The sequence below is a fragment of the Staphylococcus sp. GDX8P114P-2 genome (assembly GCF_017892945.1).
GTDB lineage: Bacteria > Bacillota > Bacilli > Staphylococcales > Staphylococcaceae > Staphylococcus > Staphylococcus arlettae.
Window position 1 is genome coordinate 321,858 of sequence record NZ_JAESMB010000016.1, and the last position, 20,931, is coordinate 342,788.

21 protein-coding genes and 1 other RNA gene are annotated in these 20,931 nt (G+C 32.4%); 2 read left to right on the forward strand and 20 right to left on the reverse strand.

Annotated elements, in window-relative coordinates:
* Positions 1-78: 78 nt before the first annotated feature.
* The 7 genes from KA845_RS10120 to KA845_RS10150 all read right to left on the reverse strand — a co-directional run bounded on the left by KA845_RS10120 (position 79) and on the right by KA845_RS10150 (position 4,983).
* Positions 79-714 (reverse strand): NAD(P)H-binding protein, encoded by a 636-nt coding sequence (locus tag KA845_RS10120; protein ID WP_021458784.1) that lies wholly within the window; start codon positions 712-714, stop codon positions 79-81.
* A 311-nt stretch (positions 715-1,025) separates the two neighbouring features.
* The gene (rarD, locus tag KA845_RS10125) at positions 1,026-1,931 is read right to left on the reverse strand and encodes an EamA family transporter RarD (protein ID WP_210128025.1); all 906 of its coding nucleotides are present in this window, start codon (positions 1,929-1,931) and stop codon (positions 1,026-1,028) included.
* Positions 1,932-1,958: 27 nt separating this feature from the next.
* Positions 1,959-3,095, reverse strand: coding sequence for a THUMP domain-containing class I SAM-dependent RNA methyltransferase (locus tag KA845_RS10130; RefSeq protein WP_021458782.1), 1,137 nt, complete (start codon positions 3,093-3,095; stop codon positions 1,959-1,961).
* Positions 3,096-3,238: 143 nt separating this feature from the next.
* Positions 3,239-3,621: RNase P RNA component class B (rnpB, locus tag KA845_RS10135), an RNA gene on the reverse strand.
* A 114-nt stretch (positions 3,622-3,735) separates the two neighbouring features.
* Positions 3,736-4,071, reverse strand: coding sequence for a cell division regulator GpsB (gpsB, locus tag KA845_RS10140; protein ID WP_002511162.1), 336 nt, complete (start codon positions 4,069-4,071; stop codon positions 3,736-3,738).
* Between the two features lie 13 nt (positions 4,072-4,084).
* Positions 4,085-4,651 carry an SLOG family protein gene (locus KA845_RS10145; RefSeq protein ID WP_021458781.1) on the reverse strand — a complete coding sequence of 189 codons (567 nt, stop codon included), beginning with the start codon at positions 4,649-4,651 and terminating at the stop codon, positions 4,085-4,087.
* Positions 4,648-4,983 (reverse strand): DUF1798 family protein, encoded by a 336-nt coding sequence (locus tag KA845_RS10150; protein ID WP_002511164.1) that lies wholly within the window; start codon positions 4,981-4,983, stop codon positions 4,648-4,650. The genes KA845_RS10145 and KA845_RS10150 overlap by 4 nt, the downstream gene beginning before the upstream one ends.
* Before the next feature lie 253 nt (positions 4,984-5,236).
* Between KA845_RS10150 and recU the strand changes: the two genes are divergently transcribed.
* Both recU and KA845_RS10160 read left to right on the forward strand, forming a co-directional pair.
* Entirely contained in the window at positions 5,237-5,863 is a 627-nt protein-coding gene (recU, locus tag KA845_RS10155) for a Holliday junction resolvase RecU (RefSeq protein WP_002511165.1), read from the forward strand.
* Positions 5,860-8,106, forward strand: coding sequence for a transglycosylase domain-containing protein (locus KA845_RS10160; protein WP_103387892.1), 2,247 nt, complete (start codon positions 5,860-5,862; stop codon positions 8,104-8,106). Before recU ends, KA845_RS10160 begins: the two co-directional genes overlap by 4 nt.
* A 29-nt stretch (positions 8,107-8,135) precedes the next feature.
* On the opposite strand, the gene KA845_RS10165 is transcribed toward KA845_RS10160, so the two are convergent.
* The 13 genes from KA845_RS10165 to KA845_RS10225 form a co-directional block, all read right to left on the reverse strand.
* Positions 8,136-8,471, reverse strand: coding sequence for a YpoC family protein (locus KA845_RS10165; protein ID WP_002511167.1), 336 nt, complete (start codon positions 8,469-8,471; stop codon positions 8,136-8,138).
* A 3-nt stretch (positions 8,472-8,474) separates the two neighbouring features.
* Entirely contained in the window at positions 8,475-9,134 is a 660-nt protein-coding gene (nth, locus tag KA845_RS10170) for an endonuclease III (RefSeq protein WP_021458777.1), read from the reverse strand.
* Complete coding sequence (locus KA845_RS10175) at positions 9,124-9,810, reverse strand: DnaD domain-containing protein (protein WP_021458776.1); 687 nt, start codon at positions 9,808-9,810, stop codon at positions 9,124-9,126. Before KA845_RS10175 ends, nth begins: the two co-directional genes overlap by 11 nt.
* Before the next feature lie 87 nt (positions 9,811-9,897).
* Positions 9,898-11,190: an asparagine--tRNA ligase gene (gene asnS / locus KA845_RS10180; RefSeq protein ID WP_103387891.1), complete on the reverse strand. Its 1,293-nt coding sequence runs from the start codon at positions 11,188-11,190 to the stop codon at positions 9,898-9,900.
* A gap of 95 nt (positions 11,191-11,285) precedes the next feature.
* Positions 11,286-13,970, reverse strand: a complete 2,685-nt coding sequence (locus KA845_RS10185) for a helicase C-terminal domain-containing protein (RefSeq protein ID WP_002511171.1) — start codon at positions 13,968-13,970, stop codon at positions 11,286-11,288.
* A 24-nt stretch (positions 13,971-13,994) separates the two neighbouring features.
* Positions 13,995-14,966: a biotin--[acetyl-CoA-carboxylase] ligase gene (locus KA845_RS10190; RefSeq protein WP_021458774.1), complete on the reverse strand. Its 972-nt coding sequence runs from the start codon at positions 14,964-14,966 to the stop codon at positions 13,995-13,997.
* Positions 14,959-16,155 carry a CCA tRNA nucleotidyltransferase gene (locus tag KA845_RS10195; RefSeq protein WP_002511173.1) on the reverse strand — a complete coding sequence of 399 codons (1,197 nt, stop codon included), beginning with the start codon at positions 16,153-16,155 and terminating at the stop codon, positions 14,959-14,961. Before KA845_RS10195 ends, KA845_RS10190 begins: the two co-directional genes overlap by 8 nt.
* The gene (gene bshA / locus KA845_RS10200; protein WP_002511174.1) at positions 16,148-17,278 is read right to left on the reverse strand and encodes an N-acetyl-alpha-D-glucosaminyl L-malate synthase BshA; all 1,131 of its coding nucleotides are present in this window, start codon (positions 17,276-17,278) and stop codon (positions 16,148-16,150) included. Before bshA ends, KA845_RS10195 begins: the two co-directional genes overlap by 8 nt.
* A gap of 21 nt (positions 17,279-17,299) precedes the next feature.
* A complete protein-coding gene (locus KA845_RS10205; protein WP_002511175.1) occupies positions 17,300-17,611 on the reverse strand; it encodes a nucleotide pyrophosphohydrolase in 312 nt (103 codons plus the stop codon).
* A gap of 165 nt (positions 17,612-17,776) precedes the next feature.
* A complete protein-coding gene (locus tag KA845_RS10210) occupies positions 17,777-18,472 on the reverse strand; it encodes a zinc metallopeptidase (protein ID WP_002511176.1) in 696 nt (231 codons plus the stop codon).
* Between the two features lie 38 nt (positions 18,473-18,510).
* A complete protein-coding gene (locus KA845_RS10215; protein ID WP_210128027.1) occupies positions 18,511-19,107 on the reverse strand; it encodes a DUF1405 domain-containing protein in 597 nt (198 codons plus the stop codon).
* A gap of 4 nt (positions 19,108-19,111) precedes the next feature.
* Entirely contained in the window at positions 19,112-19,672 is a 561-nt protein-coding gene (locus tag KA845_RS10220) for a YpiB family protein (RefSeq protein ID WP_210128028.1), read from the reverse strand.
* Between the two features lie 14 nt (positions 19,673-19,686).
* Positions 19,687-20,928, reverse strand: coding sequence for a tetratricopeptide repeat protein (locus KA845_RS10225; protein WP_210128030.1), 1,242 nt, complete (start codon positions 20,926-20,928; stop codon positions 19,687-19,689).
* Positions 20,929-20,931 lie beyond the last annotated feature (3 nt).

The following is a 20,931-nucleotide window of genomic DNA, read 5'->3' on the forward strand; positions in this document are numbered from 1 at the left end:
CGTTTTATGTATAAGAAAACCTATAATAACTATCCTGTTAAATTGATAGTATTATAGGTTTCATACTTTATATTGTGTTTATGCCCAAGCTGGTTTATCGCCATCCGTATTAGGTTTATTAATACCAATACTTTGTCGTAAATATAAGTTCGGATCTTTTGCGATATTTACTGCTACTTCTGCTACACTTTTGCGTGATACTTCAGTCCCTTTAAATTTTTCTGCTTTGTCTGTAATTTCATAGTCAACTTCGTTTTTCTCAGTTAACCATGCAGGGCGTAATAATGTGTAGTCTAAAGAAGAAGTTTCTATCGTATGAGCAGCTTGTTTATAAATGGACAGTTTATCACCAATTTTTGCTGCACTCCATTCCCCAAAATTGCCTGGGACTTCGTCGTGTATCCCTAGTGCAGTTACAAATATAAGTCTTTTAACTGTGCTAACTTCCATTGCTTGAACGATAGTTTGAGCTTCTTTGTCTAATTCACCTGATAAGCTAGCAAAAACAATATCAACATCTTCCATCGCATGTGTAACATCATCTATATTAGTAGCGTCGCCTTCTCTGACCCTTATACGATCTGACGCATAATCAGGTAAGCGGTTGGCATCTCGTAAAAATAATCGTAAAGTATAATTTGTGTTTTCTAAAAAAGAGTTTATAGCTGCCTTGGATACTGCACCATTGGCACCTATAATTAATACTCTGCTCATATAATCACTCCAATTGTTTTAAATTTTTGTTTATCAATAGCAATGTTTCAGTACTTAAAAGTTAGCAAATATTTATTTATAACAATGATTGTTTGTTAAGACTTATTCGAGTTTTGTTACTTTATCTCTACCATAATACAGTTAACCGCTTAAGGCTAGTAATAAACGCATAAAAATTACACTTATTGTACGTTTATAATTTGATAGTCAGAGGATAACAAAATAAAAAGTTACTTAACTATCGACTACACAAGTAGTAAATGTTAAATAACTTTTTAATCAATGTTATTAATAATAATACAAGTCAGCTGTTAATTAACAACTGGGTTTTTTGATTTCTTGATTTTTAAATATTGTGAAATGCTATAGACAATAATACCTAACCAGATAAATACAAATGTGATTAGTTGGTCGACATCAAATGCTTCTTTAAATACAAAAATACCTAAAATAAACATAAGTGTAGGACCGACGTATTGTATAAAACCTGTAAGAGATAATGGTATACGTCTTGCTCCAGCTGAAAAGAGAATAAGTGGCACTGCAGTTACAGCTCCTGAAAAAATAAGCCATAACGATGAACTATTTATTCCAAATGACATTTGCTGTTGTTGCCATATATACCATAAATAAATAAACCCAACTGGTGCTGTTACAATACATTCTATAGTAATACTACTGATGGCATCAATGGGTACTAATTTTTTGATTAGACTATAAATTCCAAATGAAAAAGCTAGCAATAAAGAAACAAATGGAAATTCACCGATTTTAATAGTCATATACAAAACACCAATAAAAGCTAAAATTATTGCTAACCATTCAAATTTATTAAAACGTTCTTTTAAAAAGATGAGCGCAAGTAATATGCTAACTATTGGATTGATATAATAACCTAAACTGGATTGTAGTACATGACCATTAGTTACAGCCCAGATGAATGTTCCCCAGTTTATGGTAATAACATACCCTGCGACTATAATGGCTATGAGTTTGATTGGGCTACCTATTAAGCTTTTTAAATCACGTACAAAGGCCTGCCTATTCTTACCAATAAGTACTATAAAGACCATGAAAATCATTGAAAATATAATTCTAAATGCAAGGATTTCAAAGGCACCAAAGCCTTGAATAAGTTCCCAATATAAAGGTAAAATCCCCCATAAAATATATGCACCGAAGGCAAAAATTATTCCGCGTTTAAATTCGTTATTCATCTCTATCTACCCCCGGTATGTTTTGTGTTAAGACTTCTTTGGAGTTTTCTCTCCCCAATATTGATAATAGGTACATTCGATATAGCCATTAAAGAGCTTACGTCGTTTTGTTGCTTTTTTATCTACTAAGTACTCGAATTCTTTGTTACTTGTTAAAATATATGTGGATAATTGTGCATGTTGTTTCATTAATGTGCCAATATATTTATACATTTCTTCTACTTCTTCACGATCCCCTATACGTTCTCCATAAGGTGGATTACCAATGAGCGCAATTGCTCTATTCGCTTCAACGGTTAATGTATTTACATCTTTAACGCTAAACTTAATAATATCGCCTAAACCTACTTCGTCAGCGTTACGTTTAGCAATTTCAACCATGTCAGGATCAATGTCGGATGCAAGTACTTCTACTTCACGATCATAATCAGCAGCTTGATCTGCTTCGTCACGCATTTGATTGTATAAATCGTTTGGCATAATGTCCCATGATTCCGAAACGAAGTCTCTATTAAATCCTGGTGCGATATTTTGTGCTATTAAACACGCTTCAATTGCGATAGTACCTGACCCGCAAAATGGATCGATAAGTGGTGTGTCTCCGGTCCAGTTCGCTAATTTAATTAAACTTGCCGCTAAAGTTTCTTTTATCGGTGCTTCACCTTGAGCTAAACGATAGCCTCGTTTGTTTAATCCAGAACCAGAAGTATCAATTGTCAGTAATGCTTTATCTTTTAATATAGACACTTCGATAGGATACTTAGCTCCTGTTTCACTTAACCAACCTCGTGTTTGATATGCAACTTTCAAACGCTCAACAATTGCCTTTTTGACAATTGCTTGGCAATCAGGAACGCTATAAAGTACAGATTTCACACTTTTACCTTGAACAGGAAAATTACCATCTTCTGCTATGATTGCTTCCCACGGTAATGCTTTTGTTTGTTCGAATAAATTATCGAATGTTGTTGCAGTAAACTCTCCTACTACAATCTTTACTCGGTCTGCAGTTCGTAACCATAGATTACATTTCACAATAGCTGTTTCATCGCCCTCGAAAAATATCTTACCGTTTTCAACTGTTGTTTCGTAACCTAACTCTTGTACTTCTTTAGCTACAATGGATTCTAATCCCATAGGACATACAGCTAGTATTTTATACATGTTTTTGCTCCTTCACTCAAATATATAGTTATATCGTATCAAAAGTTTATTTAAATAGATATAAGTTGATATGTATCTTTAAATTTAATAAAAACAAGAAAAAGCTCTCCGTGTTAGGAGAGCTTTGGAACTAGGGATGATGCTTTTATAAGCCATGTTCTGTACCGTTGTACTCATAACGTGTACTAGTTACACTGGTACGTCGGTGGTAACCATCTGTCTACACATCTTTTTCTCGCAAAAGTATGTCTCGTTTATACGTTGAATTCCGCTAAACAAGTGCTCCCACCAAATTTGGATTGCTCACTCGAGGGGTTTACCGCGTTCCACCTTTTATATTTCTATAAAAGCTACGTCACTGTGGCACTTTCAAACTAATTTAACCATATTTTATAAACTTAGGTTATTTCGTTGCCGTCAACTTAATGCCTTGACTTATTGTTTCATCAAGCACGAACACTACAATCATCTCAGATTGTGTGAGCATGGACTTTCCTCTATATCACTATAGCGATTACCCAAAACACCATCTGAATGATTATATCATTTTATAGAAATATAAACAAATAAAAAAAGTAAGTTTTGAGAAAATCAAAACTTACTTATTATGTACAAAAAAACAGGCACGTATTAGTAACGGTTATTTACCAAATACAGCTTTTTCTAAATTAGATATACGTTTCAAAATATCAACATTGTTGTTATTGTTGCTACTATTTGAAGAAAAGTTTTTATTTTCTTGTGGTCTTGATGTGGCAACACGTAATCTTAATTCTTCTAGTTCTTTTTTTAATTTGCTATTTTCTTCTGATAACTTCACGACTTCACTATCAAGGTCTGCCATTTTTTGATAATCTGCAATAATATCATCTAAAAAGGCATCTACTTCTTCCCTTCTATAACCACGTGTCATTGTTTTTTCGAAGTCTTTTTCGTAAATATCTTTTGCTGATAATTTTAATGAAACATCTGCCATATTATTCTCCACCTCATTCGAAACTTTGTTCTTGAGACCATTGTATGTCATTAATGAATTCAGTTAATTCATCGAATGTTACTATGTCACAAGTATAGTTTGTTTTTTCCATAAATTCAACTAACATTAGCTTGAAATATTTTGGGCTACCTTCTTGTTCTTCATCATAAATTAGTAAGCTTTGGTCACTATGGTCTAACATAAATTGATCTGTTTGTTTAAATTGATAAGGACCCTGATACGTCGTATGGAATACGCTATCGACAAAATCGGCATGTTGCTCAATGTAACGGTATTTGTTTTGATTAAGCTCATTCCATTTATCTGTATGGCCATAGAATGGTGTTATTATACCCAATTTTAAGTCGGGATAATCTTCTTTTAATGAAATTACTACTTCTGCAGCCCATAATTCAATACCAAGTTGCCCTTGTATTAATACCCATTCTAAGCCTTCGTCAATCAATTGAGTTAATTTATGAGAGATAAACTTTTTCAAATAGCTTACTTCCGGTGCGTCATCTTTAAAAATATTGAGTTCAAATGATTTATAACCTGTAACATATATTGTTTTAATCATAAATTAACACCATTGTCTTGAATATAACTCAAATCGTAATGTACAGCTTTTAATTTTTCTGTAAAAAGTTTGCGACTAGTTCTTTTGAAATGACATTCAACCGAAAGCTCTTCAATGTTAGACACTAAGATATCAAATTTCATTTTATTCATATATGGTAATGCTAAAATATGAGGCTCATAACTCTTCAGCACAGCAATATGTTGATCGACCAAATCAGTGAATGGTTTAACAATTTCATAAAAATCGAATAGTTCTCCTGCTTTAGCTTTTTTGTATTGCTCTTCCATATGTTGTACATCATGGATTAGTTGTTGTATAAATTGCGGCATGAGAATACCTCCTACTCAATAAACTTACCATAAAATGATTTTATAGTCATTGATAATGTTGTGTATAAAAATAACCTTTACAACCAGTTAAATTGGTTACATTTATTGTTTAATTCAAGAAAGAGCGTTAAAATGTATTTGGTGTATTTATGATATAATAAATACACTATTTTGTTTTCGCAATTTGGATTTATTACACTTCATCATGTATAATGAATGAAGTTTTGAAATTAAAACTAAAGTGGTGAAAACAATGAATTATCCAAATGGAAAACCATTTAAAGTAAATAAGGCTCAAGTCGGAAGAACTGGGACACTGAAATCTAGTAAAATTGATTATGGTGGCCGAGGGATGTCACTTGAAAATGATATTGAACATTCAAACAGTTATTATTTAAAACATGGGATGGCTGTCATACATAAAAAGCCTACCCCTGTGCAAATTGTTAATGTTCATTATCCTCAACGAAGTAAAGCTGTAATTAATGAAGCTTATTTTCGTACGCCTTCAACAACTGATTATAATGGACTTTATCAAGGGCATTATATCGACTTTGAAGCAAAAGAAACTAAAAACAAAACATCTTTTCCATTAAGTAACATTCACGAACATCAAGTTACACATATGGATGCATGTTATCAACATCAAGGTATTGTTTTTTTGTTAATTCGTTTTAAATCTTTAGATGAGGTGTATCTTTTACCTTATGCTAAATTCCAAAAATTTTGGAAAAGATTTAAAAATGACGGTAAAAAGTCGATAACGGTTGAAGAATTGAGAAAAAATGGTTACTATATTCCTTATCAGTATCAACCACGATTGAATTATCTCAAAGCAGTTGATAAGTTGATATTAGATGAAAGTGAGGACCGCGTATGACGGAAAAGAAAAGGACTACCGAAGAAAAGAATGGTCAGTCCGAAGGAAAACAGAATAGGAATATTAAGCGAACGATTATTAAAATCATCGGGTTTATAATTATCGCCTTTATCGTATTAGCATTGGTTGGAATTTTATTATTTGCTTACTATGCTTGGAAAGCACCAGCATTTAATGAAGCCAAACTACAGGATCCAATGCCTGCTAAAATTTACGATAAAGATGGTGAATTAGTTAAAACTTTGGATAATGGTCAACGTCGTGCACATGTCGACTTAGAAGATGTGCCAGAAAATATGAAAAATGCAGTATTGGCAACTGAAGATAGTCGATTTTATGATCACGGTGCATTAGATTATAAACGTTTGTTTGGTGCAGTACTTAAAAACTTTACAGGTGGTTTTGGTTCTCAAGGTGCCTCAACATTAACACAACAAGTTGTTAAACGATCATTCTTGACCGACCAAAAGTCAATTGCTCGTAAAGCGCAAGAAGCATACTTATCGTATCGTTTAGAGCAAGAGTATAGTAAGGATGAAATTTTCCAAATATACTTAAATAAGATTTATTACTCTGACGGTGTATATGGTGTTAAGGCTGCTGCTAAGTATTATTTCGATAAGGACTTGAAAGATCTTAACCTAGCGGAATCAGCTTATTTAGCAGGTTTACCACAAGTACCAAATACTTATAATGTTTACGACCATCCAAAACAAGCTGAATCAAGAAAAGATACTGTGTTGTATTTAATGGAACATCATAATAAGATTTCTAAGGAAGAAAAAGAAGAAGCACAGAAAACATCATTACAAGATAACTTAGTACAACGTTCAGCTGAAGATAGAGAAGTAAGTGATGAAAACAAGAACCCGGAATATGATTCTTACATCAACTTTGTTAAATCAGAACTAATGAACAACCCAGAATATAAAGACAAAGACTTAGCTGAAGTATTAAATAGTGGTATTAAAATTTATACGAATATGGATAAAGATGTCCAATCAACTTTACAAGAGCGTATAAATAATGGAGGTTACTATAAAAACCAAGATCAACAAGTAGGTTCTTCAATCGTTGATAGTGAAAATGGTAGTTTAGTTGCAATTTCTGGTGGACGTGACTATAAAGATATCGTTGATAGAAACCAAGCAACTGATGCACACCCTACTGGTTCATCATTAAAACCATTCTTGGCTTATGGTCCAGCCATAGAAAATATGAATTGGGCAACAAACCATGCAATCCAAGATGAGGAATCTTATCAGGTAGACGGTGTCACATTTAAAAACTATGATACTGAAAGTCACGGTGAAGTTAAGTTATATGATGCTTTAAGACAAAGTTTTAATATTCCAGCATTAAAAGCTTGGCAATCTACAAAAGAAAATGCCGGTAATGATGCACCGAAGAAATTCGCTGAAAAAGTCGGTCTAGACTATGAAGCTGATTTAGGACCTTCTGAAGTACTTGGTGGTTCAGCATCTGAATTCTCACCTACGCAACTTGCTTCTGCATTTGCTGCTATTGCAAATGGTGGTGAATATAACAACGCACATTCAATTAAAAAAGTTGTTAAAGAAGACGGTGAAACAATAGAATTTGACCATTCAAGTAATAAAGCGATGAAAGATTCTACTGCTTATATGCTTGCAGAAACACTAAAAGGTACTTTCGAACCTTATGGTTCTGCTTATGGACATAAAGTAGATGGAGTGAATATGGGAGCAAAAACTGGTACTGGAACGTATGGTGCACAAACTTATCAACAATACAACTTACCTGACGATGCAGCGAAAGATGTATGGATAAATGGCTTTACACCTAAGTACAGTATGTCAGTGTGGATGGGCTTCAGTGAAGTTAAACAAGGTGGTACAAACTCCTTCGTTGGACATGAAGAACAAGAATATCCACAATACTTGCTAGAAGATGTAATGAATAATATTGCACCTAGAGATGGCAAAGACTTCTCTAAACCTGATTCAGTTAATGGCAGCGAGCCAGACGACTTATCAGTTGACGGTCATAAGGATGACAATACGACAGATAAAGATCCTAAAGGCCAAGGTAGCAGTAGTAGCAGTGATGATGATGACTCATCATCAAGTAATAGTTCAAGCAGTAGCTCAAACAGTAGTAGCACTTCAAACAACTCTGGTACAAGCAATAATGCAACTACGACAAATAGAAGTGGTACCACTACTCAACAAAATCAACAAAGTCAACAAGCAGTTGCTAACTAAGCAACATTAATAAAAAACTCCAATCTCAACTATTTGAGATTGGAGTTTTTTTGTCTTATTTGATAAGCAGCGTTCATTTTAATTAACTCTGTTTTTAAAGTTTTCATTTGTCTATAGCCCATAAAATGATGCTTACGAGCAAGAATATATTCATAGCGCTCTTGGAAGTTCATAGGTACAACATTTAAACTATCTAATGTATTAAAATCAATTTCTTCAATTTCGTTGATTTGTTTAAAGTAATCAACAATTAATTGTAAATATTGATCGAGATACTCTTGTGCTTCGGTAGTTTTTAGTTGTTTTTGTTGTGCATAGACATCGATTTTTTGTTCTAATTCTATAAATGTTTCTTTCGTAATCATTAATCACCCTTCTTTCAAGGCTGCTTTATAACGCTTTTGCCCTTCTCGACAATCAGAAAATAACGGACAGACATCACATTTAGGACTGCGCGCTAAACAATGATAGCGTCCAAAAAATATAAGCTGGTGATGTGTTTTATTCCATCTTTCTCTAGGAACAATACTACATAATTTGTCTTCTACTTGTCTGACGTTATCTTTCCAACGACAAATGCCTAAGCGTTTAGAAATTCTTTCTACATGTGTGTCTACTGCTAATGATGGCTCACCAAAAGCAACACTCATAACGACATTAGCTGTTTTTCTTCCTACTCCTGCTAAACTTTCTAATTCTTTGTGCGTTTGTGGGATTTCACCGTTAAACTTTTCTAATAAAGATTGACATAATTTTTGGATATTTTTAGCCTTATTACGATAAAGGCCAATAGTTCTAATGTCATTTTCTAACTCTGTTAGTTCTACTGATAAGTAATCTTCTGGTGTCTTATATTTTTTGAATAGTGAGCGTGTAATTTTATTTACTGATATGTCAGTAGTCTGTGCAGATAATAAGACGGCGATAGTAAGTTCAAATGGATTATCATGGATTAATTCACATTCAGCATTAGGAAACATATCAGCAATTGTGTCGACCATTGCTAATGCTTTTTTATTACTTATCATTGGGTGTACCTCCATTTAGCCAATCAAATTTGGGAATATCTTTGACCGTTTGTTTCATTTTTGGTTGGTTATATTGTCTGCTAATTTGTTTAGAATCTTCTATAGTTTTAACATTGTGTTTTTTCCAATTTAATAAAATTCTATCTAAATATTTAAAGTTTAATTTATCTTGGCTCATTGCCTCATCAAGGGCAGCTTGAATAACTGTTAAATCATGTTGATCAACGTCAATCCATTGATTTAAAGTTTCCATTTCATAAGGTGAAAGTGGTCTACCAAATGCTTGTTCAATTTGTTGGAATAATGTATTAAAAGCAAGTTCATCTGTATCATTCTGGATAGCGATCGTCTCTTGTTCTAGAATTTGACTGAGTTTTTCATAAAATTGCTCTAAATCCATATACTCTGTGAATTTGCCTTCTTCATTTTTGTGTACTTCAAGTGATAGTAAATCACGTTGAATTAAATTTTGAATCACCGCAGTAATTTGTCGTGCTTCTAATGAAGTCCCCTGTTGTAATGATTCTATAGGGGGTTGTTTATTTGAAGTTTCAGCAGCGTATAATAATTTTATTAAAATGACTAATTCAGTTTCATTGATACCTAATTCATTATAATGATCCAGTAATTCTTTTCTAATTACGACAGGTCGTTGTTGCAATTGTCTTTTATTCATTTAGTTACACGCCTCCTTTTATAACATAAACAACTATGAAAAAAGTCCAGTCGTTTACAACATGACTGGACAATGTGTTGTGAAGTTTTATGGGTATAAACGATTTAATAGACGTGGGAATGGAGAAGTTTCTCTAACGTGTTCCACACCAGAAATCCATGCTACTGTACGTTCGAGACCTAAACCAAAACCACTATGAGGAACACTACCATAACGACGTAAGTCTAAATAGTAACTATAACTTTCAGCATCTAGACCGTGTTCTGTAATACGTTGTTCCATTAACTCTAAGTCATTAATACGCTCTGACCCACCAATTATTTCACCGTAACCTTCAGGTGCGATTAAATCTGCACATAATACAGTATTTTCATTCTCAGGGTTAGGCTGCATATAAAACGGTTTGATTTTAGTTGGGTAGTTGATGATAAACACTGGTAAATCATAATGATTTGCGATAGCTGTTTCATGAGGTGCACCAAAATCATCACCCCATTCAATATCATCGAAACCTTGTTCTTTTAAGAATGTCACAGCATCATCGTAAGTAATGCGTGGGAATGGTGCTCTCACTTTTTCTAATTTAGATGTATCTCTATCTAATGCTTTTAATTCAATTTTACAATTTTTGAGTACAGATTGAACAACATGAGACACGTATTGCTCTTGAACTTCTAAACTATCTGCATGATTGTAAAACGCCATTTCTGGTTCAATCATCCAAAATTCAATTAAATGGCGACGTGTTTTTGATTTTTCTGCTCTAAATGTTGGACCAAAAGAGAAAACTTTACCGTGAGCCATTGCTGCAGCTTCCATATAAAGCTGTCCACTTTGTGATAAGAAAGCATCCTCATCGAAGTACTTCGTATGGAACAATTCACTTGTACCTTCAGGTGCACTTGCAGTTAAAATAGGTGGGTCTATTTTGGTAAAATTATTTTCATTGAAAAATTCATATGTTGCACGAATAATTTCATTTCTGATTTTCATTACAGCATGTTGTTTTTTAGAACGTAGCCATAAATGACGGTGATCCATTAAAAATTCTGGGCCGTGATTTTTAGGTGTAATTGGATAGTCATGTGCTTCATCAATTAGTTCAATAGATTGCACTTGCATTTCATAACCTAAATCCGAACGTGTATCTTCTGTGATAGTACCAGTCACATATAAAGATGATTCTTGTGTAATATCTTTAGCAAGTTGGAATGTCTCTTCACTCACTTCTGCCTTGACGACCACACCTTGCATAAAACCTGTGCCATCACGCAATTGTAAAAAGGCAATTTTACCACTTGAGCGTTTATTATGTAACCAACCGCCAATCGTTACTTCTTGGTTAAGGTATTTTTTTGCTTCGTTAATTGTTGTTTTCATAACCAGTCTCCTAATTTGTATTTCATTTATCCTTATATATTTTAACAAAATCGATAGTTAACTTCTAGTTACTAACTTAGGAATTATACAAACTTTTAACGTTTTAGGTGTTTTAAGACATTACGAAATTGTTTAATATCACCTTTGCGTTGTTGATAGTTTTCTAATGATTGTTCAAAGAATTGTTTATAGCTGCTATTTATTAAGCGATCATCAAACGAAACCAAAATACCTTTATCATGTTCATTACGTATTAAACGTCCAATACCTTGTCTAAATCTAGTTACAGCATCTGGTAAAATATAGTCTTTGAAAGTTGATGAGAATTCAGATTCCATTAGCCAAAATTTGGTATTATTTTGATTCATAAATGGAAGCTTAGCAATCATGACACATTTGATGCCGTCAGATTGGAAATCAAAACCTTCAAAAAACGTTCCAGTACCTAATAGTATAGCTTTATTAAAGTTATTAAATTGTTGTACAATTTTGTAATTTTGATTTTGCTGTTGCGTTAAAATGACATAATCGTCAAATTCAGGTAGTTCGTTTAGTAATTCTTGAACCATGTGCATCATTTTATAACTCGTAAATAGTATCAAACATTTAGACCCTACTATAGAGACATATTCAGCAACATAGCTAATAATAGAAGCCACGTAATCATCTATATTTTTATAATTATAAGATACGACATCATTTGGCATAAACACAGTTGTCTTGTTGGCAGAATAGACTTGATTATCTATTTCGTAAGTATTAAAGTCAACATCCTCATTAAACCAATTTTTGAAGTGGTTAAACGAATGATTAAAAGTCAAAGTTCCTGAAATAAACGTTAACGAGTTGAATTTTTGTAATACTTGTTTTGTAAGAACATCTTTAACGTTATAGTCTTTAACATTAAGTTTAATAGTTGATTTTTGATTAATATTTTTAATTGATAAATAACTTGTGTGTCCATGTTTTAAACTGTTTTCAATAGCTCGAAATTGATCATTAATATACAACAATTGCTTGCGTACAGATTTAATAACTTTGTGACTCATACCATTAAAATATTCTAATGTCATATTTAATTTATGCGTTATGGCATGTAATGCACGTAAAATTGGTTCATGGTCAAAATGATAAACAAAATGTAGTTTATGCATTTCGTCATCGTAGATATCTGAAGCTTTAATAATGTCAAAAATAGTAGTGAACAACTGCTCGTTCAACTCATGTATTTCGTTTATTGATGTTTTTAAACCAAAGACATCTATAGGTGGGATATCTAATTTTTCTAAAATACGTTGTTGTTCTAAGTGGTCTATTGATTTTAGTAATTTATCATTTTCAGTTTTACCAATCAGACCTAGTTGATATTTAATATCAGCGTAATTTAGCTCATTGGTTACTTGATTTAACGCATAATCAGGCAAGCGATGTGCTTCATCGATAATACAATCATCAAAAAGTTGATAAATTGAATTATCTTGTGCTGAATGTATAAGATGTGCGTGATTGGTAATACCAATTTGAATATTGTGTGCATTACGTTTTATAAAGTTGTAATAATGCACATCTCCTCGTACTGGAACATAAGTTTCTAACTTTTGTTCAAAGTACATCTTTTGTCCGCCTTTTAAGTTCAACTCTTGTATATCACCTGTATTTGTAGTTGTCACCCAGATAAGTAATTGCATCTTCAAGATGTTGACTTCATAATTATTAGACTCGTCTTTTAAAATTTGACTAATTAGACCTAGTGAAATATAGTCGCGTTTACTTTTAATTAATGTAGCATTGATTTTATAATTTAAAGCACGCTTTAACATAGGTATATCTTTTTCTAATAATTGGTTTTGTAACAGTTTGGTGTTAGTGGAAATCATAACGTGTTTTCCTGTTTCAATATTGTACATTAGTGCAGCGAGTAAGTATGCTATAGATTTACCACTACCTAAAGGTGCTTCAATCATTGCCTTTTCACTTTGCATTAATTGTTCCAAAATTATTTCAGCTAAATAAAGTTGTTGCGGTCTATAAGTTAAGTTTAATTTAGCAGTAATGTCAGAATACAACGTTTTTAATGTGCCAGAATAATTCAACGATGGTGCTTTAAAGTCTTTTTGCTTTTTATAAATGATTTGTTCAAAACGTTCAAAGTCTTTAGGAATTTCTGTTTGATTATGTAGTCTGACCATTTCAAATAAGATATCAAATAAATCGTACTTTAGATTTTTACTTAAGTAATATAATTGCTTTAAAGTATCTAATGGTAATTGCTCAAACTTTTTAAATGCTACAATCATTAATTTAGCTGTTGTTGTAGCGTCTTCATCTGCGCGATGCGCATTATTTAAAGGTATATTATGTGCTTCTGCAAGTTCACTTAGCTGGTAGCTTTTATCTGTCGGAAAAGCTACTTTAAATAACTCTAGTGTATCCATAACTTTACGAGGTTTGAATTTTATACCACATGATTTGAATGATTTTTTGATAAAGTTTAAATCAAACGCAACATTATGTGCTACAAAAATACAATCTTTTAATTGGTTGTATATATCATGTGCGATTTGATGAAAATAAGGTGCCTGACTTAGCATATCTTCTTCAATAGAAGTAAGTGCCTGAATGAATGGAGGAATATCTAAATCTGTTTTTATCATAGAGTGATACGTACCAATTATTTTATTTTCACGAACAAAAGTAATACCTATTTGTATAATTTCATCAAAATCTAATTGGTTACCTGTTGTTTCTAAATCCACAACTGCATAACATGGTTGAGTCATAGTGTTATCCTCCTTTCTTAGATATTAAAAGTCAATGTCTGCGCTCATTAATTTTCTCGTTTGATTGTTTTCATCTGTTACTAGTAAAAAGCCATTATTATCAATATCTATTACTTCACCATAAAACTGTTCTTTATTTTCTGTAAAACGTAAACGTTTATGCCAAATATTCGATGCAGCAATATACTCATCACGAATAGTGTCAAAAGAATTATTAATAAATTGATTGTAGCGATATTCTATATTTTTAATTAGTGATTGTAAAAAGTAATAGCGATTAAGTTGTTCATTTGTGTGCATACCGATACTGGTAGCTTTGTCTGCTAACTCACCAGTGAAATCGTTGTGGTCATGGTGCATGTTGATGCCAATACCACAAATAACCGCTTCAATACCATCACTATTCGCTACCATTTCGGTCAAAAAGCCACATACTTTTTTGTCTTTAATATAAATATCATTGGGCCACTTCACTGATACCTTTTCATTGCTAAATTGTTGAATCGCATCACGTATGCCTAAAGCGATAAACAAATTAAATGTAGTTATCATACTAAACGGGACATTTGGTCTCAAAACGACAGACATCCATAAACCTTTATGTTTTGCAGAATTCCATGGCCGATTAAACCTACCTGTCCCTTGTGTTTGCTCATCACTGAGTATTAAAAAGGTATCTTTATTCCCTACTAATTGTTGTTTCGCTTCTAATTGTGTTGAAGGTAAGGAATCATAAACCGCTACATGATCAAATAGTTGCTGTGCTTCGATAATTGGTAATACAAGTCCACTATACCATTTGTCTGGTAGATTTATTAAGCGATGACCTTTATGGTTTACAGATTCAATTTCACAACCTTCAGTTTTCAATTGATCCATTATTTTTTTCACTGAAGTACGTGAAATTTTTAATTGTTCGGCAATGTATTGACCTGAAACATAATCTAAGTGATGTTGATATAAAATTTGTATCACATCTTTGCTATATTTAGACATTATTATCCACCCATTCTAAAATTTCAGTTTTGCAATTACTCACTTCACCTTGTATCACAGCGAGTTCTATCTTTCTTAATATATCTTTCATCCATGGACCACTAGGTTGTTGTAAATGTGCTAATAGATCTTTGCCAGTAACTGCAAGTGCTTTACGTGTATCAATTGGCAATTGTTTAGCAGTTTCAGCTAATGTGGCTTTATTAAATATAAGTGGCGAAGGTAACTTAATTTGATTCGCTTCAAGTAGTGTTCTATGTGTTACTAATTCTAATAATAATTTCATGTCATAATCATAGACGATACGTTTTAATGTAGCTTTACTTTGTAATTCACCTATTTCTGACATTAACTGGCTAAGAGCGTGAATCGTATGTTTTTCTTGATTACTAATTTTTAATTGTGCTAACGACAGTTCTGTAGATTGTTTAACTTGGATTATCGCGATAAATAAGTTAAAAGATATAGGCTCTGTTATTGTAATAGAGTCCATATTTGATTGTTGGAAAAATGGAATATACGTAAAAGCCTTTAGTTGTTTCATATTTTCAAAGCTTACTGAAACGTGTTGACCTTGCACAAGTTTTTTTAATTCTACTACAATACGTTCAATAGATAAAAAGGAAATGTGACTCATTTGCTGTTGCATCGCTCGATATGTGTTTGTTTCAATATGAAATGCTAACTGTGCTTGAAAACGTAATCCTCTAATAATACGTAAAGCATCTTCTTCAAAACGCTCGCTCGCTTCACCTACCGTTGTAATAATACGCTCTGCAATATCTTGCTGCCCATGAAAATAATCAATAACATGATAATTTTCATCCATAGCTATTGCATTCATAGTAAAGTCTCTACGTTTAACATCTTCATATAAATCACGAACAAAGGCAACATCATTAGGACGACGATGATCATCATAGTCACCTTCAGTACGAAACGTCGTTATTTCATAGGCTTCATCCTGATACAATACATTAATTGTGCCATGTGCTTTACCTATAGGAATAGTTTTACTAAAAATAGATTCGATCTCATCAGGCGTCGCACTTGTAGTAATATCTATATCATGGATATCTTTGTTCATTAAATAATCACGCACGGATCCACCTACAAAATAAGCTTCGTAGCCTTGAGATTTAATATGTTGAAGAATGGGTTTGGCTTGTTCAAATAATAAGTTACTCATGATTTCCCTCTAACATTTTTTTGTAGTAGCTTTCATATTGATCTGTAATTAAATTGGATGCAAAACGAGCGTCAATATCTGCTAACATGGCAGTTTGCATCTTATTGTATAAGTTTTGATCTGTTAGTAATTGCAAGGCGTATTCACTTGCTGTATCACTATCTCCAACATCTACAATAAAACCAGTTTCATCATGTTTTATGACTTCTTTTATACCACCAGCATTGGAGCCAATTGGTACAACTCCGGATTTCATTGCTTCTAATAGTGTTAAACCGAAACTTTCTTTCTCACTGAGCAATAATACTAAATCCGACATTTGGTAAAATTCACTGACCCAATCTTGTTTTCCTAAGAAGAGCACATGATCTTCAACGCCTAAACTTTTTGCTTTTTGCTTCATATCCATTAATTCAGGCCCATCGCCTAATAAAAGTAATTTTGATGGTAGTTGAGCATGAATTTTGGTAAACGTTTCTATAATAGTATCTATCCGTTTGACTGCTCTGAAATTTGACACATGAATAATAACTTTTTCATGATCTGCAATACCATAAGCGGATTTCAGTTGATTATCTCTTTTTGTAGGAAACTCCTGTTCACGTACAAAGTTATAGATTGGCACAATGGGTTTATTAGTATTAATAATATCTTGAGTTTGTTTGGCTAAAGATTGACTCACACTCGTTACTAGGTCACTACCTTCTATACCAAACTTGATTGCATTTTTTAACGTATGATCATAGCCAAGTACCGTAATATCAGTACCGTGCAGTGTAGTCATTATTTTAATATCTTTACCTGACATTTGTTTTGCTAAGATACCACATACAGCATGCGGTACTGCATAATGCATATGTAAAATGTCTAAATCATATTCATTAATGACTTCTGCTATTTTCGTACTTAAAGTAATATCATAGGGTGCATATTGAAAAACGGCATATTGATTAACTTCTACTTGATGAAATGTAATGTTTGGTAATGGTTTACGTATTCGAAATGGTATATTTGAAGTAATAAAATGGATATCGTGACCACGTTCAGCTAACATAATACCAAGTTCTGTAGCAATGATGCCTGAGCCTCCCATTGATGGATAACATGTAATTCCAATTTTCATTAGGATGATTCACCCTTTCTATTATTCAAATCTATTTTTATCTCGACCATTATATTTATCTAATGTTTCATTAAAACTTTCAGTCATATCTATATCTAATGAATTAGCAATACATAGCAATACGAATAGGTTGTCACCTAATTCTGCTTTAATTGTATTATCTGCTTCACTATCTTTCTTTTTCTTTTCTCCGTATAGATGATTAATTTCACGAGATAATTCTCCTACTTCTTCAGTTAAACGAGCTAAATTGGCTAATGGAGAAAAATATCCTGTTTTAAATTGACTTATATAGGTATCGACTTCTTGTTGCATCGTGTTCATAGTTTTCATATTAATCGCTCCTTTTAAATCATTTCTTATATAGTATAGACTAAAATATACAGCCATGCATTAATGTTGCAATGTTCTTTATTGTAATTAGTAACTATATAGTAAGAAAGAAAATTGGACATAAGAAAACACCTTTTCTTGACGAAAAGGTGTTTAATATTATTATTAGTCGCTTGAACGTGCAATTAAAATAAATCTAGCAAGTTCTGCTAATGCAACAGCAGTAGATGCTACGTAAGTCATAGCAGCAGCTGTTAATACTTTTTTGGCATGCTTATATTCTTTTTCATTTACAACATCTAATTGTTGAATTTGCTGCATAGCTCGTTTACTAGCGTTAAACTCAACTGGTAACGTAATAATAGAAAAGAGAACTGCGAATGACATTAATGCAATACCTATCCATAATGCTGTTGAACCTAAGGTACTTTGCAGACTTGTCAAAATAATACCTGCAAAAACAGCTAAATACCCTATAGAACTCCCAATATTAGCAAGTGGCACTAAAGCAGTTCTAAATCTTAAGAAGAAATAGCCTTGCGCGTGCTGGATTGCATGTCCAATTTCATGGGCTGCAATTGCAGTTCCTGCAACTGAAGGTCTGCTGAAGTTAGCTGGTGAAAGCACGACGACTTTTTTACGTGGATCATAATGATCAGTTAAAAAGCCTTGTCCTTCTACTACATCAACATCGTAAATACCGTTCGCATGTAATATTTCTAATGCAACTTCCTGACCAGTTTTACCACTTGTAGATCTTACTTGTGAATATTTTTCATAATTTGATTTTACTTTATGCTGTGCCCAAAGTGGTAACACCATCAAAATAACAAAATATATTATCATATAAATAAAAGACAAGAAAATTCACTCCTTTGTTTATCATTTTACTGTGAACGTTAAGAATGGTCAAATGTTTTACATTGCTTCAATCGTATCAAATAGAATAGTAATGGAATTACCGATAACCAAAAAGCAAGATAGGCTACACTTGCTAAATGAGACTCAATAAAATCATAATATGGATACTGCATAAAGACATAGTCAATAATATCATTGTGAAACGCCCAAATCATAGCAACAATAAAACCGACTAGTGTAATTTTAAAACGGCGATAAAATAAGAAAGCTTCTAATGCCATAATACCATGAGACATTATTAACATACATCCGACTATAGTTATATTATCGTATTGAATAAACATAATGATATTCATTATAACAGCCCAAATACCATATTTGATAAGTGTGACAAAGGCTAATGCTTCAATAATAGGTAGATTTTTATCAAATAAATAAGCAATCAATACTATACAAAGAAAAAGTGAAGCGGTAGGACTATCAGGAACAAATATTTTATATTGCCAATCAGTTACACTTAGTTGTCCCCCGTACCATATATATCCATACAAAGTACCTAATATGTTACATAGCAATATTAACCATAGCATTTTTTTATTGTAAGTAATTAAATTTAATAGTGAATTAATTGGCATCTTATCAATCCCTCATTGTTGAATTATGATTTCTATGTTTGAAAATATTTAAAATTTGAGTTAGTTGGTAAAAAAGATCTTTATCATTCATTTGCAAACTTAAATCAATATTTTCTTGCAAATTGGCTATAATCGTATTTTCTTTATGCTTTGATAAAGGAATTGTATATATATCATTGAAATAGGTAATGTAGTATGGAGATTGTAATAATTGCGCTACCAGTAATTCATCTAAACGACGTTCTCTACGTAATTGCGTACCAAAATCTATTTTAATATCAATTGCAAACGAAGAATTAGCAATGAAATTAAAAATTTCATTGCTATTTTTGTACAATTGGGTATTCGTTTGTAATGTAATGGCGTTTGAATTAGATTGAATGGTAGCTAGTGTTAATGTAACGTGGTTGTTTACGATTGAATCTACAAAATAAATACGTTCTGCTTGTTGTAAAGAGCTTTTAAGATAATTTAAAGTCCAGACACTGATTCTTGATTTAAACTCATATTGAAATAGTAAATATTCAATAAAGTCTATTTTCAATTGATTTAAATTGTCTGTCATTTTAATCACCTCATTTATTGAATTCTGTCTAATTCATCCTGCCACGTATCATTACTTGGCTCTAATTCAACTAACTGTAATAGTAATTGTTTCGCAGTAGTTATATCGCCGATTTCAATTAAATAAAAATAATAGTCACTTAAAAAGTCTACTTGTGTTTTTAAAGTTGGATATGCTAATGCAAAGAAATGTTGAGCTTCTTTATCTCGTTCTTCTTTACCTAACGCATGTGCAAGATGCCACATAAATACTGGGCCCATATCTTCCTCATCGACGTATTGTATCAACCCAATAAGGGATTCGTAATCTTCTTCGTTGCGATATAAGTCGCTTAAAATTAACAATGGTTCTTGGTAGGCATTATCTACATCTAATGCTTGTAGTAATAATTCAACGCCTTCATTTGCATCTCCGTGTTCAAGCGCAATTGTACCTGTTGAAACCATCAGTTCTTTATAAAATTGACTTAATCGTAACCCTTCTTTACCAATTTCAATGGCATCTGGATAATTTTTTTCTTGTTCATATAATTGTTGTAAGTAAAAGTAGCCTTGTAAATAATCAGGGTCTTTAGAAAGTAATGATTGTACCAATTTTATAGCTTCTTGAGTTAAATCATTTTTTTCATAAGCAATCGCTTTTTTAAAGAAGTCTTCAGAATTCATTTCGTCTTCATTCATTTCATCAAACATTTTGATGGCGTCGCTGTAGTTTCCACTTTGTAAACTACAGTCAGCTAAGCGTGAAAATAAATTAACACCATTAATTTCGTATTCACCAGTTTCAAGAACTGTTTCATATTCTGCTGTAGCACGTAAGTATTGGCCATCAAAATAAAGAAGTTCTGCTAAAGCAAAATGGATAATAGGATCATTAGGCTCTAAATCAATCGCTTCTGTTAGTTTATCTATCGCAACCTCTAACATGTTTAGTTGTTGATATAAATCCGCTTCTAACATTAAGCGTTCAGTAGATACACCTACTTCACTTAAATATTCAAGCGCTTCGTCAGTTTGGTTTTCTGCGATTAAACAATCAATTAAATAAATTAGTAATTCACTTTCATCAGGGTATTTATGATACAAAGTACGAAAGACTTCAACGGCTTGTGGTGTTAAACCAAAATTGAATAAAGTTTCGCCTAAGATGAATAATGCATCGTCATTTGGTGAACTTAGTGCATCATTCACACGTGTTTCTAAATTGTCTAATTTTTGTAAGTTGATATCATCAATAAGCTTATAGATATCTTGCATCTT

Excerpts from the sequence above, each read along its gene's own strand:
- rarD (WP_210128025.1), bottom strand. The coding sequence starts at position 1,931 with ATGAATAACGAATTTAAACGCGGAATAATTTTTGCCTTCGGTGCATAT.
- KA845_RS10120 (WP_021458784.1), bottom strand. The coding sequence starts at position 714 with ATGAGCAGAGTATTAATTATAGGTGCCAATGGTGCAGTATCCAAGGCA.
- KA845_RS10225 (WP_210128030.1), bottom strand. The coding sequence starts at position 20,928 with ATGCAAGATATCTATAAGCTTATTGATGATATCAACTTACAAAAATTA.
- KA845_RS10175 (WP_021458776.1), bottom strand. The coding sequence starts at position 9,810 with ATGAATAAAAGACAATTGCAACAACGACCTGTCGTAATTAGAAAAGAA.
- KA845_RS10195 (WP_002511173.1), bottom strand. The coding sequence starts at position 16,155 with ATGAGTAACTTATTATTTGAACAAGCCAAACCCATTCTTCAACATATT.
- KA845_RS10150 (WP_002511164.1), bottom strand. The coding sequence starts at position 4,983 with ATGCCGCAATTTATACAACAACTAATCCATGATGTACAACATATGGAA.
- KA845_RS10145 (WP_021458781.1), bottom strand. The coding sequence starts at position 4,651 with ATGATTAAAACAATATATGTTACAGGTTATAAATCATTTGAACTCAAT.
- KA845_RS10130 (WP_021458782.1), bottom strand. The coding sequence starts at position 3,095 with ATGTATAAAATACTAGCTGTATGTCCTATGGGATTAGAATCCATTGTA.
- bshA (WP_002511174.1), bottom strand. The coding sequence starts at position 17,278 with ATGAAAATTGGAATTACATGTTATCCATCAATGGGAGGCTCAGGCATC.
- nth (WP_021458777.1), bottom strand. The coding sequence starts at position 9,134 with ATGATAAGTAATAAAAAAGCATTAGCAATGGTCGACACAATTGCTGAT.
- recU (WP_002511165.1), top strand. The coding sequence starts at position 5,237 with ATGAATTATCCAAATGGAAAACCATTTAAAGTAAATAAGGCTCAAGTC.
- KA845_RS10215 (WP_210128027.1), bottom strand. The coding sequence starts at position 19,107 with ATGCCAATTAATTCACTATTAAATTTAATTACTTACAATAAAAAAATG.
- KA845_RS10205 (WP_002511175.1), bottom strand. The coding sequence starts at position 17,611 with ATGAAAACTATGAACACGATGCAACAAGAAGTCGATACCTATATAAGT.
- KA845_RS10185 (WP_002511171.1), bottom strand. The coding sequence starts at position 13,970 with ATGACTCAACCATGTTATGCAGTTGTGGATTTAGAAACAACAGGTAAC.
- gpsB (WP_002511162.1), bottom strand. The coding sequence starts at position 4,071 with ATGGCAGATGTTTCATTAAAATTATCAGCAAAAGATATTTACGAAAAA.
- KA845_RS10190 (WP_021458774.1), bottom strand. The coding sequence starts at position 14,966 with ATGTCTAAATATAGCAAAGATGTGATACAAATTTTATATCAACATCAC.
- KA845_RS10165 (WP_002511167.1), bottom strand. The coding sequence starts at position 8,471 with ATGATTACGAAAGAAACATTTATAGAATTAGAACAAAAAATCGATGTC.
- KA845_RS10220 (WP_210128028.1), bottom strand. The coding sequence starts at position 19,672 with ATGACAGACAATTTAAATCAATTGAAAATAGACTTTATTGAATATTTA.
- asnS (WP_103387891.1), bottom strand. The coding sequence starts at position 11,190 with ATGAAAACAACAATTAACGAAGCAAAAAAATACCTTAACCAAGAAGTA.
- KA845_RS10160 (WP_103387892.1), top strand. The coding sequence starts at position 5,860 with ATGACGGAAAAGAAAAGGACTACCGAAGAAAAGAATGGTCAGTCCGAA.